10 protein-coding genes are annotated in these 13,609 nt (G+C 52.8%); all 10 read right to left on the bottom strand.

Annotated features, from left to right (window positions below; all coding sequences use genetic code 11):
- Nucleotides 1–15: 15 nt before the first annotated feature.
- The gene (gene murB, locus GOM71_RS09660) at nt 16–921 is read right to left on the bottom strand and encodes a UDP-N-acetylmuramate dehydrogenase (RefSeq protein ID WP_156280368.1); all 906 of its coding nucleotides are present in this window, start codon (nt 919–921) and stop codon (nt 16–18) included.
- A gap of 396 nt (nt 922–1,317) precedes the next feature.
- A complete protein-coding gene (spoVE, locus tag GOM71_RS09665) occupies nt 1,318–2,415 on the bottom strand; it encodes a stage V sporulation protein E (protein WP_156280370.1) in 1,098 nt (365 codons plus the stop codon).
- A gap of 46 nt (nt 2,416–2,461) precedes the next feature.
- Nucleotides 2,462–3,898: a UDP-N-acetylmuramoyl-L-alanine--D-glutamate ligase gene (gene murD / locus GOM71_RS09670; RefSeq protein WP_156280372.1), complete on the bottom strand. Its 1,437-nt coding sequence runs from the start codon at nt 3,896–3,898 to the stop codon at nt 2,462–2,464.
- Nucleotides 3,899–3,989: 91 nt separating this feature from the next.
- Nucleotides 3,990–4,952 carry a phospho-N-acetylmuramoyl-pentapeptide-transferase gene (gene mraY / locus GOM71_RS09675; protein ID WP_156280374.1) on the bottom strand — a complete coding sequence of 321 codons (963 nt, stop codon included), beginning with the start codon at nt 4,950–4,952 and terminating at the stop codon, nt 3,990–3,992.
- A 4-nt stretch (nt 4,953–4,956) separates the two neighbouring features.
- On the bottom strand, nt 4,957–6,366 hold the full coding sequence (locus GOM71_RS09680) for a UDP-N-acetylmuramoyl-tripeptide--D-alanyl-D-alanine ligase (protein WP_156280376.1): 1,410 nt from the start codon (nt 6,364–6,366) through the stop codon (nt 4,957–4,959).
- Nucleotides 6,363–7,850: a UDP-N-acetylmuramoyl-L-alanyl-D-glutamate--2,6-diaminopimelate ligase gene (locus GOM71_RS09685; RefSeq protein WP_156280378.1), complete on the bottom strand. Its 1,488-nt coding sequence runs from the start codon at nt 7,848–7,850 to the stop codon at nt 6,363–6,365. Before GOM71_RS09685 ends, GOM71_RS09680 begins: the two co-directional genes overlap by 4 nt.
- Before the next feature lie 42 nt (nt 7,851–7,892).
- Complete coding sequence (locus GOM71_RS09690; protein WP_156280380.1) at nt 7,893–9,836, bottom strand: stage V sporulation protein D; 1,944 nt, start codon at nt 9,834–9,836, stop codon at nt 7,893–7,895.
- Between the two features lie 116 nt (nt 9,837–9,952).
- Nucleotides 9,953–12,223, bottom strand: a complete 2,271-nt coding sequence (locus GOM71_RS09695) for a penicillin-binding transpeptidase domain-containing protein (protein ID WP_156280382.1) — start codon at nt 12,221–12,223, stop codon at nt 9,953–9,955.
- An 8-nt stretch (nt 12,224–12,231) separates the two neighbouring features.
- Nucleotides 12,232–12,630, bottom strand: coding sequence for an FtsL-like putative cell division protein (locus GOM71_RS09700; RefSeq protein WP_156280384.1), 399 nt, complete (start codon nt 12,628–12,630; stop codon nt 12,232–12,234).
- A gap of 18 nt (nt 12,631–12,648) precedes the next feature.
- Nucleotides 12,649–13,599 (bottom strand): 16S rRNA (cytosine(1402)-N(4))-methyltransferase RsmH, encoded by a 951-nt coding sequence (gene rsmH, locus GOM71_RS09705; protein ID WP_367649532.1) that lies wholly within the window; start codon nt 13,597–13,599, stop codon nt 12,649–12,651.
- Nucleotides 13,600–13,609: the final 10 nt, after the last annotated feature.

The following is a 13,609-nucleotide window of genomic DNA, read 5'->3' on the forward strand; positions in this document are numbered from 1 at the left end:
TGTATCACCTCCGAATTACCGCTCACCCACCACCAATACTTCCGGCACAAGCGCAATGCCGTACCGATCTTGAATCGTTGCTTGGATATGTGATATGAGGGTGAGAACATCTTCAGCTGTCGCTTGCCCTGTGTTAATGATGAAATTGGAATGAAGCTCGGAAACTTCCGCGCCACCAAAGCGCGCGCCCTTCAAGCCTGCCTCTTCGATTAGCCGAGCGGCATGATCGCCCGTCGGATTGCGAAATACGCTGCCGCAGCTTGCCAATTGCAAAGGCTGCGTGCGAAGCCGTCTCTCTTTATGCGCGTTCATAGCAGTTGTAATTTCCTTACGGTCTCCTTCGGTTAGCTCGAAGGTCGCTTCCAGAACGAGCCCCTTCTTCTCGTGAAGAATGGAATGGCGATACGAAAACTGCATATCCTCCCGTTCAAAACGAACCACTTCACCTGTCTCCAGCACAATGTCAGCTGATCTAAAAATACGTGACACATCCGATCCATGCGCGCCCGCGTTCATGTAGACGGCTCCGCCTACCGCTCCGGGAATGCCCCCTGCAAATTCCAGTCCGGAAAGCCCATTCTTGCCCGTCATAACAGCAAGTTTAATAAAGGAATAGCCTGCTCCGGCATGAACGAGATTGTCTTCAAAACGCACATAATCCAGCCCGTCACGCGGTTTAATAACAACGCCTCGAATGCCTTTGTCTCTCACCAGCATGTTGGAGCCGCGACCGAGCGAGGTCCATGAAATACTATGCTTATGAAGGATGCGGATCGCCGACACGAGTTCGTCTTTGCCTTTTGGAATAAGAAGAAGATCGGCGGGACCGCCAATTTTCCACGTTGTATGATTGGCCATTGGTTCATTGAACAGCAGCTCGCCAATGTTCGCTTGCTCCAGTTCGGAGATAAATGGTTTCATTTGGTCGTACCTCCTTGTGCTTCCTTGGTGAAGAACGGATTCGCTGTCTCACTGGCGCCGTATGGCGCCGGGATTCGCTGCGCTGGCATTAACCGGCCCGACAGGGTGACGGTCACGATTTATAGAGTATCTTATGCCCTGCGTGCTCCGAGTGTGACAGCAGCCCATTTCTTGAAGCTTCTTTCAATCTATATTCTAGCATGGATAAGGCCTATTGCCCTCTATATCTTTCAGCGGCCTCGGGGGCCGCGATCATTCATGCCCTGACTTTGCGACTGACAACTAATAAACATCTAATAAGCTTTCACAAACACAAAATGGACGTCATGAGCCGCCGTCAAATGGGGCTCATGTCGACCATTGCAACAAACCGTATGCGGCTTTGCGGTATGCGCGTTACCTCGAATAGCGAGAAATGTTTAGCAAAATGCCGAGAGCCGTCAGCAGCAGCGTCAATGACGACCCGCCGTAGCTCACAAGCGGAAGCGTAATACCCGTAACCGGCATCGCCCCAATGACAACGCCGATATTAATCAGCACCTGTACGCCGACGATGCCTGTAATGCCTACCGCGAGCAGCGTGCCAAACGTATCGGGAGCCGATATCGCGGCACGGATGCCGCGCCATACGAGGATGGCAAACAGTGTAATTAATGCAGCTCCACCGATAAACCCGAGCTCCTCCGAAACAATCGAGAAAATAAAATCGGTTTGCGGCTCAGGCAAATAACTGAACTTTTGCCTGCTCATGCCGAGTCCAAGACCAACCAGCCCGCCCGGTCCAATCGCATACAGCGACTGGATAATCTGATAGCCGTTACCGAGAGGGTCTGCCCATGGATCTAGAAAGCCGGTTATACGGTTTAGACGGTATGGCTCCGCAATAATAAGCCCGATCATTCCTACTGCGCCGACAGCGGCAAGAGATGCCAAATGGCTAATTCTTGCGCCTGACGTAAAAATAAGCAGCATCGAGGCGCCGACCATTACCGCGCCGGAACCAAGGTCAGGCTGCAGCATGATTAAGCCGAAAGCTAGTCCGACCAGGCCAAGCGGCGGCAACAGCCCTTTCGTAAATAAAGTAATCGTCTGCTGCTTTTCCGACAGCCATTTGGACAAAAACAAAATCATCGCCAGCTTCATAAATTCCGAAGGCTGAATGCCGAACGAACTGATGCCCAGCCAGCTTCGGGCTCCGCCGCGCACGACGCCGACACCGGGAACAAGGACGATGACAAGCAGGACGAAGCAGATGATGAGCGCAATTCTCGCCCATTTTTTCCAGATCAAATAGTTGGCGTTCATCGTAAAAATCAGCGCCCCGATGCCGAGCAAGGCGAAGATGAACTGACGTTTGACATAATAGAACTTGTCACCGAACTCATGAAAGGCGAGAACGGCGCTCGCACTGTATACCATTACCAATCCGATGGCAAGAATGAGCGCAATCGAGACGATCATCCAAACGTCCGGGGCGGACCTGCCTTTGGCCATAGCGAACACACCTCTTAGCAAGCGGAAGTAGGGACGAGCCCCCTACTTACAAGGTATGCGCCGAATTTTTAAAAATGCGCCCGCGTTGCTCATAAGACTCAAACATGTCCCAGCTCGCGCATGCGGGCGACAGCAGCACGATATCGCCCGGCTCAGCAAGCGTTGCCGCCTGCCGGACTGCTTCGCGCAATGTCGATTCAGCGTCTTCTACAGGTTCGACCAATCGAACATTCGCTAAACCCGCGAGCTCAGCTACAGCAGCCAGCTTTCCTCTCGTTTCTCCCAGCGCGACAAGGCCCTTGAGACGGTCGCGGAACAGCGGAAGCAGCTCCATATAATCGGAGCCTCTGTCCAAACCGCCCGCAATCAATACAATTGGCGCGCTCAGCGAGCCAACGGACATCGTCGTTGCGGTCGGATTCGTCGCCTTGGAGTCGTTGTAGTACTTAACGCCGTTCACTTCAGCGGCATATTCAAGACGGTGCTCTACGCCGCGGAAGCTGCGAAGCGCCGATACAAACGCATTCGGATCGGCTCCTGCACTAAGGCAGGCTGCGATTGCAGCAAGCGCATTTGCCGCATTATGGCGGCCCGGAATGCCGAGCTCGCCAACCGGAACGATTACCGTCTCGGAACCGTCCTCGCGGCGCCATACGATATTTCGGGCTGCTGCACTTGCGCCATCGCTATCGCTCTCTCCGCGAACGAAAGGCGGTTCGATGCAGACGCCTTTCTCGAGACTTTCGTACAACGAAAAAGGTAAAACACGAGCCGCCGCTGCCGCCGCTGCTTCCCGGCAAATAGGGTCGTCCCAATTCAACACGGCAACGTCTTCTGCTGTCTGATTCGCGAACAGCTTGGCTTTGGAAGCAATATAATCTTCCATGCCGCCGTGATAGTCCAAATGTGTCTCAACGACGTTCAACAGCATGCCGACACGCGGCCGGAAAGCTGCTGTACCCTTCAACTGAAAGCTGCTAAGCTCGGCAACAATCCAATTGTTCTCCGAAGCGGCAACAGCCGCCTCGCAAAGAGGCGTGCCGATGTTGCCTGCTACGATTGGATGTAGGCCAGCAGCCTTGAGCAGCTCGCCGATCCAAGTCGTTGTCGTCGTTTTGCCATTCGATCCGGTAATGCCGATAATCGGAGCTGGCGAAAGCCAGTACGCAACCTCTACCTCCGTTACGACCTCAACGCAAAGCTCTTCGGCGCGGCGCACCGGATCCGCCGTATAAGGGATGCCCGGATTTTTAACTAACAGCGCCGTTTCTTTCGTTACTAGATCTTCCGGATGATAACCGCATAGCACAGAAATGCCCAAAGCAGTCAATTCGTCCGCTTCGGGGCACAATTCTCGTTCTTTTTTATCATTTACAATGACGTCCGCACCTAGAGAGTGGAACACTTTCGCAACGCTAACGCCGCTTCTCGCGAGGCCCAGCACGACGACCCGGCGGCCGCGATATGTTTCAGGATGGTTCATAAGTCAGCAGCTCCTTTATCTATGTAGAACGCAGCAATAACGATAAACAGCAACTTCGCCGGCCCATGGCGGCGGCGAAGTTGCCCAAATATTAGAATACGCGAGCGAGCGCCAGGCCAAGCACGGCCAGCAACAGGCCAACCGACCAGAAGACCGTAACGACGCGCCATTCCGACCAGCCCACAAGCTCGAAGTGGTGATGGATCGGACTCATTTTGAAAATGCGCTTGCCTCGCAGCTTAAACGATGTCACCTGCAAAATAACGGACAGCATTTCCAAGACGAACACGCCGCCAATGATGACAAGCAGCAGCTCCGACTTGGTCAAAATCGCGACGGCAGCTATGCCGCCCCCAATGCCGAGCGAGCCTGTATCGCCCATAAACACTTTCGCAGGATGCGCGTTGTATATGAGAAAACCGAGCACAGCTCCAATCATTGCCGCAGAGAAAATGGCCGATTCATGCGCGGAAGCTTGCAGCGCGATAATCGTAAATGCGCCGAAGGCAATTGCGCTCGTTCCGGACAGCAAGCCGTCCAGGCCGTCCGTAAAGTTGACGGCGTTGCTCGAACCAAACAAGATGATGACGACAAAAGGATAATAAAACCAGCCAAGGTCAAGGCCCCAATCGGTTAACGGAACCGAAACGACGGTACTGTGATTCATATTGTACAGCTGGGCGCATACGATGATGGAGAACAGCAGCTGACCGAACAGCTTCTGCCGCGCGGTCAAGCCGAGCGACCGTTTGAATACGATTTTAATATAATCATCAAGAAAACCGACAAGTCCAAAACCGAGCGAAGCGGTCAGCAGCACCCAAAATTCCGCTGTCTTATCGGAAAATTTCAAGAATGCAATTAGCAGCGCCAGCATGATGATAATGCCGCCCATCGTTGGCGTCCCGCTTTTTTTCAAATGGCTTTGCGGGCCGTCCGTTCGAATCTGTTGTCCGAACTTCATCCGTCTAAGCAGAGGAATGAACAATGGTCCCAGCAGTACCGCTAGCAGGAATGAAGCTCCTAATGAAAATAAGATGACCATCATGTCCATTTCCTCACCTCGCTTCCAAAGTTTGGACAATCTGTTCCATACGCATACCTCGCGAGCCTTTTACGAGAACGAGATCATCAGCTTGAATTTGTTCCTTCAGCCAAGCCGAAAGTTTTTCTTTATCGTCAAAATGGATGACTGCATCTGCTGGAAAATGCGTTTTTGCGCCTTCTGCTGTCTTCGCCGTCAGGCTGCCCAGCGTCAGCACAGCGTCGGCTTTCGCCGGCGTCATATAAGCGCCAGTCTCAAAATGAAGCGCTTCTTCATCCGGGCCAAGCTCCAGCATATCGCCGAGCACGATCCATTTTTTGCGGAAGCCAGAAAGCTGCGCAACAAGATCGATCGCCGCGCGAACGGCGGTCGGATTGGCGTTGTATGCATCGTTAAGCAGCATCGCCCCATTATACGCTTGAACCGGTTGAATGCGCATCCCGGTCAGCTCCAGCCCGGAAAGCCCTTCGCGCAGCTGCTCGCTCGAAATGCCAAGCCTGCGTCCGATCGCAATCGCCGCCAGCGCATTGCTGACGTTGTGCTGCCCCGGAACCGGAATCGTAAACGGCTCAGCCGCGTCGCTAATTGTCTCGCCTTTGCGCACAACGTTAAAGGAGGAAGATACGGCCCCAACTTCAATATGAGATGCGGACCAGTCATTGTCGCTGTGCAAACCGAAAGTTTGCAGCTGAACGCCTTCCGGCAGCGCCATATTGGCAAGCTCCGCCGCCAATAGAGGCTCATCGCCGTTGTAAAGCAAAATGCCGCGCGGCTGCAAGCCTTGGGCAATCTCAAGCTTCGCTTTGGCAATGCCTTCGCGCGAGCCGAGCTGCAGTAAATGCGCGTCTCCGATATTTGTAATGACTGCAATATCCGGCCGCGCGATGTTTGTGAGCAGCTCGATTTCTCCAAATCCGCTCATCCCCATCTCCAGCACGGCGCAATCGGTTTCTTCGTCCAATTGCAGCACAGTCAGAGGCAGTCCGATGTGATTGTTCAAATTGCCCGCCGTTTTATGAACGCGGTAGGAAGTTCCGAGAGCTGCGGCGACCATATCTTTGGTCGTCGTTTTCCCATTGCTTCCGGTAATGCCGATTACGCGCACATACAGCTCTTCCCTATAGGAAGAAGCCAGCTGCTGCAACGCCTTAAGCGGATCTTTGACGAGCAGCAAGGGCGCTTCAGCCAATGACTCCGGCACTTCAATTCCCTTCTGCCACATCGCCGCAGCTGCACCGTCTTTCAAAGCTTGCTCAACGTAATGATGACCGTCGAACTGCTCGCCGACAAGCGGCACGAATAGCTGCCCCGCTTGAACGCGGCGCGAATCGGTACTTACGCCCTCGATTCGGACGGCAGCGTCACGGTTATTGTATTTGGCTCCGCACATGGCGGCAACTTGCTCCAAATTTCGTTTAATCAATGTAATAATCCCCTTATCGCTTCTTTCGCCACTAGACGATCGTCGAAGGAATGTGTTACGCCTCCAATAATCTGATACGTTTCATGACCTTTCCCCGCAATCAATACTACATCGCCGGGGCTGGCCATTTCAACCGCTTTTTCAATAGCGGCGCGGCGGTCGGCAAGCAGCTCGTAGCGTTCTTTCGCCACTTTGTCAGCCGTTAAGCCCGCCTCGATGTCCTCTAATATGAGCTGCGGATCCTCCGAACGAGGATTATCTGATGTAACGATTACATAGTCCGCATAACGGGCTGCAATCGAGCCCATAATCGGACGTTTCGTCCGGTCGCGGTCGCCGCCGCAGCCGAAGACGCATATAATGCGCGGCGGAGCAAGCTCTTTAACGGCGCGCAGCACGTTCTCGAGCCCGTCGGGAGTATGTGCGTAATCGACAACGACAGCAAATTCCTGTCCCGCTTGCACGGACTCTACCCGGCCCGGCACTCCAGGAAGCGCTTCAAGGCTTGCTTTAATTCGATCCAGACTAATCCCTTCGATTAAAGCAGCGGTTATCGCAGCCAGCGCATTATAAACATTGAATTTACCGACCATTTGCAAAGTAATGTCCGCTTCGCCGCGGAACGTGCGGACGTGGAACGAAGTTCCCTTTGCGGTAATCGTTACTTGCGACGCAAGCACATCAGCATCATTGTCGATGCCATAAGTAAGAGTTTCCGCCGAAGTCAGTTTCACATAGGCAGCCGAAGCATCGTCATCAGCGTTCAAAACCGCATAAGAGCGTTGCGTCGCATCGGCCGGATATACGTTGCCGAGACGGGAGAAGAACAGCCCTTTCGCCGCGGCATATTTTTCCATCGTTCCGTGATAATCCAGATGGTCCTGGGTCAAGTTCGTAAACACTGCTGTGCGGAATCGGCAGCCCTTTACCCGTCCTTGCTCCAGCGCATGCGACGATACCTCCATCGCGCAGTGCGTTACGCCGGCATCGCGCATATTGCCCAAATAGCGCTGCAGCTGCAGCGCTTCCGGCGTCGTTCCCGACATCGGCTGGGACTTGCCGGCATAGCGCATTTCAACCGTGCCGATTACTCCGCAGCTATGCCCGCTGTCGTTCAATATTTGTTCGATCAAATAGGTTGTCGTCGTCTTGCCGTTCGTGCCCGTCACGCCAATCAAGCCTAACGCAGCGCTCGGATGCCCGTAATAATGATCGGCCAGCACCGCCATTGCAACCCGGCAATCTTTAACAAGCAGCTGCGGAACAGCGACATCAAGCTTCCGTTCCGCTACGATCGCTGCCGCGCCGTTGTCCGCTGCAAGAGCGGCATAATCATGTCCGTCTACCGTATGACCCGGCAGGCATATAAACAGATCGCCAGCCTCCACGCGCCGCGAATCGGTCTCGATGCCTGTAATCGTTGTATCGCCGCCCCCGTCCAGCCGAGCGGTGATAAGAAGTTCCGCCAATTCACTTAATCGCATGATAGATGCCTCCTAGTCTTTATGCTTCAACTACCATTATAGTCAATGGGGGTCGGATATATCATCCTCGTCTCCCAAATATATTCGAATCGTCGATCCTCGATCCACGCGCGCGCCGGCCGCCGGCGCTTGCCGGATCACCGTATTGCCCGACCCTGCGGACGATAGATTGAAGTTCATATTCATATCCTCGTAAATATCGGACACCGTTTTCCCTACTAAGTTCGGCACCGTAACGATTGGCGTCTCGCCGTAAGCATATTCACGCGCAATTTGCTTTTCGCGCGCAGGCACCTGCAGTATCGTCAGCGCGTCTTCCATAATGCTGCGCACGATCGGAGCCGCGACAACGCCGCCGAACTGGATGCCTTGCGGATTGTCGACCGCTACATAAATAACGATTTGCGGGTCGTCCGCCGGAGCAAATCCGACAAACGATACGATATGCTCATTAGGAGAATAGCGTCCGTTAATGACTTTTTGCGCCGTACCGGTCTTGCCGCCGACGCGATAGCCGTCGATGAACGCGTTTTTACCTGTTCCTTGCGCGACAACGCTCTCGAGCGCCTCGCGGACCTGCTTGGAGGTCGCTTCAGATATGACCGTTCGCACCGCTTCCGGCTCCGTCTGCTGCACAACGGCTCCTGTCTCGGGGTTAATCCATCCCTTCGTGACGTGAGGTTTATACAGCGTACCGCCGTTGACGGCGGCTGATACGGCCGCAATCTGCTGAATCGGCGTTACCGAAACGCCTTGGCCGAATGCTGTAGTCGCAAGCTCGACCGGGCCGACTTGATTCATTTTAAACATAATGCCGTTTTCTTCACCGTTAATATCAATGCCTGTCTTCGTCCCGAAGCCGAAATTTTTAATATAACTGAACAGCTTTTCTTTGCCAAGTCTTTGGCCGAGCGTTACGAAGCCGGGGTTGCAGGAATTTTCGACGACTTCCAGAAACGTTTGGCTGCCGTGTCCGCCCTTTTTCCAACAGCGGAGTCTTGCGCCGCCAACCTCGATAGCTCCCGGATCGAAAAAACGTTCGTTTTTCAAATCGACCTTTTTTTCCTCGATCGCTGCAGCCAGCGTGATAATCTTAAACGTCGAACCGGGCTCGTACGTCATCCAGATCGGCAAGTTGCGATTGTAAACCTCGCTAGGCACTTCCTTATATTTATCCGGCTCGTAGGTTGGCCTGCTCGCCATGCCAAGTATTTCGCCGTTGTTCGGATCCATGGCAATGGCAATAATGCCGTCCGGCTGAAGCGCCGTCATTGCTTGATCGAGTTCACGCTCCATTACCGCTTGAATTTGCTTGTCGATCGTAAGCTGCATCGTCAAACCTTGCTTTGGAGCGACATATGTATCCGACGAATTCGGCATCTGCCTGCCTCTGGCATCCGAGAGAAACGATACGTTCCCTTTAATGCCTGTCAGCTTGTCGTTATATTTCAATTCAACGCCAGTAAGGCCTTGATTGTCAATACCGGTAAACCCGAGCAAATGCGCAGCCAGATTGCCAAAAGGGTAAAAACGTTTGCTGTCCTCAGCTACGACAATGCCCGGAAGCGCCAATTCACGTATTTGCTGCGACTTCTCCAGCGTCATTTTTTTACCGCCCGGCTTTAGATCGACCAGCATCGTTTTTTTCTTGCTAAGCAGCTTCATAATCGCTTCTTCTGTCATATCGAGAAGCGGAGCCAGCGTCTTGGCCGTAGCCGGCTTGTCTTTCACTTGGGCGAGAACAGCCCATACGGTAGGCGAACTGACGTTATAGGCAAGCTTGACGCCGTTGCGGTCCCATATTTCTCCGCGCTTCGCCATGTACGGAATATCGCGCCGCCATGAATTTTCCGCCTTTTCCGTAAGCTGTTCCCCTTGCCAAAGCTGTACATATGCCAACCGCAGCACAAGCGCCGCGAAAGCAACCACTCCAACGATCAATATGGCAAAAAGCCGCCGGCGCATCGTTACATTCGACACCTTCATCGCTTTTGTCTCCCCCCGATCTTAGTTCAAGAGGCCGCATAGCGGCGCTCATTCCCAAACTATTCGGGACAAGGAGCCAATAGAACAAGCTTTGAAGGAAATGCCGATCGCCGGCTTTAGCCGTTTCCGGCAGCTTCGCCTTCCGCTCCGTTTTCAGCTGCTGCAGAGCTGTCTTCTTTTGCCTCGCTGGAAGCGTCCGCTCCCTCATCTTCTGCAGCACCGCTCTCAAGGGCCGCATCCGAACCGAGCGGCGGCTCAAGCTTCAGGCGAATATAACGCGATCCGTCTTTCTGCTCTTCCTTCTGTGAGACGACGTATCCCTCGCCTTCGACGATTAGCCGTACGTCCAGAACGGATGAGATTTCCATCGCATCCCGCAGCGAGAGGCCGGTCATATCCGGTATTTTCAGTTTATCCTTCTGCTCCGTTATGAGGTAAATCCGCTGTGACGGATGAATCGCCGTTCCGCTCGCCGGAATTTGTTTAAGCACCGAAGTGCCATTTCCAACGATTTCAAAGGACAGCTTTTTCTCGGTCAATTCCGCTTTGGCTTGCGACACCTTTATATTTGTCATATCCGGAACGGTAACCGAAGCTTCTTTCTTGCTAGCCGCATCCTTATTCGGATCGCTGCTTGGAGCGATACCGTAATGGCGAAGCGCCTTTGAGACAATTTCTTTAAAAGCTGGTGCCGCAACCTTGCCGCCGCCCGCGAGGGAGTCATTTGGCTCGTCAACAACGATGTACAGCACAATTTTCGGATTTTCCACCGGCGCATAGCCGATAAAGGATACGACGAATTTTGTTTTCGAATATTCTCCGTTAATGACTTTCTGGGCTGTACCTGTTTTGCCGGCAACGCGATAGCCTTCGATATACGCGTTTTTACCGGTGCCGATTTCCTGATCGGATACGACCTGCTCCAAATATTCGCCGACTTTGCGTGACGTTTCCTCAGAGATGACTTGGCGGACGAGCTGAGGTTTGAACGTTTGCGTCGTCTTCGTCATCGGATCATAAATCTGCTTGACGATTTGCGGCTGCAGCAGCTTGCCTCCGTTGGCAACAGCTGCAACAGCTGCAACCTGCTGAATCGCCGTCACCTGTACCGGACCTTGCCCGAAGGAAACACGGGCGATGTCACTCGGAATCGACAGGTTGACATTGATTTTACCGGCGGATTCTCCGCCCAGCTGAATGCCCGTTTTCTGTCCGAAGCCGAAACGGTTAATGTAATCGAGCAGCTTTGGTCCGCCCAGCTGTTCCCAGCCAAGCTTAACGAAAGCAACATTACTGGAATGCTTTAAACCGGCGAGGTAACTGATCGTCCCCCAACCTACTTTGTTAATATCATTAACCGGTCTGCCCGGAACGTTTATTCGTCCCGACTTGTACTCCGCGTTCGGATTAAAGATGCCTTCCTCTACCGCAGCCGCAAGCGTAACGATCTTAAACGTCGAGCCCGGTTCGTAAAGCGATTTGATCGAATGATTGTATGCATTCTCATAATCGCTTTGCCAATACGTATTCGGATTGTACGTCGGCATATGGGCCATCGCCAAAATTTCCATCGTATTCGGATCTGCCGCAATAGCCGTCACCGTCTTCGGATTGTACTCCTTCACGATTTCTTTCAGCGCTTCCTCGACATAATTCTGCACTTGCATATCAATCGTCAGCGTAATGTCCTGCCCGTCTTTTGCCGGCGTATAGTTTACCTCGCCTTTGGACAACTGCACCCGTTTCCCGTCTTTTTCGTAGATGATTTCACCGTTCTCGCCTCTCAGCTTGTCGTCAAAAAACGATTCAATGCCCGTCATCGCCTTACCTTCCTTGGTCACGTAGCCAAGCAGCTGCGAGGCCATCGTTCCGCGAGGATAGTAGCGCTTCTGATCGTCAATGAGATAGATCCCGGCATCCTTAACATCGTGTTTCTTCTCCAGCTCGTCGCGGAAAGCTTTTATTTTATCAGCGAGCTCCTTGTCAATTTTCCAGCCTTCTCTTTGGATTTCACGCTGCTGAAAAAACTCTCCCGTCTCTTCTTTTTTTGCCGTCACTAGCTTGCGAACCTCATCCTCAGGCTTGCCTAGCAATTCATGCAGCCCTTCAGTTACTTCATCCGCAATGCCAAGTCCGTCTATCATCTTGGGATTCACCGCTACTGTATAAGCCAATGAATCCATGGCCAGCACATTGCCGTCCCGATCCGTAATTGTCCCCCGCTTTGCGATTAATGTTTCTTCCGCCGACCATCTCGTTTTGGCCAAACCATACCAATAGTCGCCTTTCACAATTTGCACCCAATAGATTCTGCCGAATAGAACAAGAAAAAGGAGGGTCATGATCCCTCCTAAGAGCAGCGTGCGCAGTCTGATTCGTTTAATCATAGCGACACCTATTCGCGCATAGCGGATTCGGTTTCATCCGCGCCTGTATTTACGATAATGGGTTCATTCGACTCCACCATGCCTTGCTTCTTAGCCAAATCGCTGACTCTTTCCGGATCAGACAGCATTTCAACCTGCTTCTTCAGCTCTTTCATCTCGACATTCATGCTTTCATATTCATTCGTCATTTGTTTAATTTGAACGCTCATCCCGTAGATTTGCGTTTGCCGTACTAGGATCGCTCCGAGCACGAGCACAACCGCGATGACCGAAAACAAATAAAGCAGCTTTTCTTGCGTCGGCAGCGTTTTTCGTTTCACTAAGACCCGCTTCGTTTCGCGCACGACCGTTTTTTGATCCGGTTTGCGCTTTGGCTGCATCGCCAAGTTGCCGTTAATGTAAGACAAGGAAAGACCCCCTTAAAGTCACAATTTTTCTGCGACACGCAGCTTGGCCGAACGAGCGCGAGGGTTGGACTCCAACTCCTGCTCGCTTGGAACAATCGGCTTACGGTTAACTAACCGCAGCGTTCCTGTGCCGCCGCATACACACATCGGAAAATCCGGCGGACAAGTGCATTTTTCAACAAATTTCGCAAATAATTGCTTGCAAATCCGGTCTTCCAGCGAATGGAACGTAATGACCGATGCACGGCCTCCCGGCGCTAAACAACGCACCGTCTGCTCCAAAGCTTCTTCCTCGGCTCCAAGCTCATCGTTTACAGCAATACGGAGCGCTTGAAACGAACGCTTGGCAGGATGCCCGCCTGTCCGTCTCGCCGCTGCCGGAATGCCCGACTTTACTAGCTCAGCCAATTCGCCTGTTGTCTCAATCGGCGCATTTTCTCTCGCTTGTACAATTTTGCGAGCGATCGATCTTGCAAACTTCTCTTCTCCGTAATTGTTCAGAATGCGGGAAATTTCCCGTTCCTCCCAGCTGTTGACGATATCGTAGGCCGTCAGCGCGCCTCCTTGATCCATCCGCATATCGAGCGGCGCATCATGATTATAGCTGAAACCGCGCTCCGCTTCGTCCAGCTGCGGACTGGATACGCCGAGATCGAACAGAATGCCGTCGACTTGCGGGACGCCGTCTTTCAGCGGCACGCCGCATTCGAGCAGCTTCTCTTCCAAATAACGAAAATTGCTTTTAACCAGCGTTACTTTATCCAAATAGGGAGCCAGTTTTACTTTTGCGTTATTCAGCGCCGCGTCATCCTGGTCAAATGCGATCAACCGGCCTCCGTCGCCGAGGCGTGAAGCGATTAGGCTGCTATGTCCCGCGCCCCCCAGCGTGCAATCGACGTATATGCCGTCCGGCTTTATATTCAAGCCCTCAACCGCTTCTTCCAAAAGTACTGTAACATGCTGAAACACGCGATTGTCC

It is taken from the genome of Paenibacillus sp. NEAU-GSW1 (assembly GCF_009737085.1).
Lineage (GTDB): Bacteria > Bacillota > Bacilli > Paenibacillales > Paenibacillaceae > Pristimantibacillus.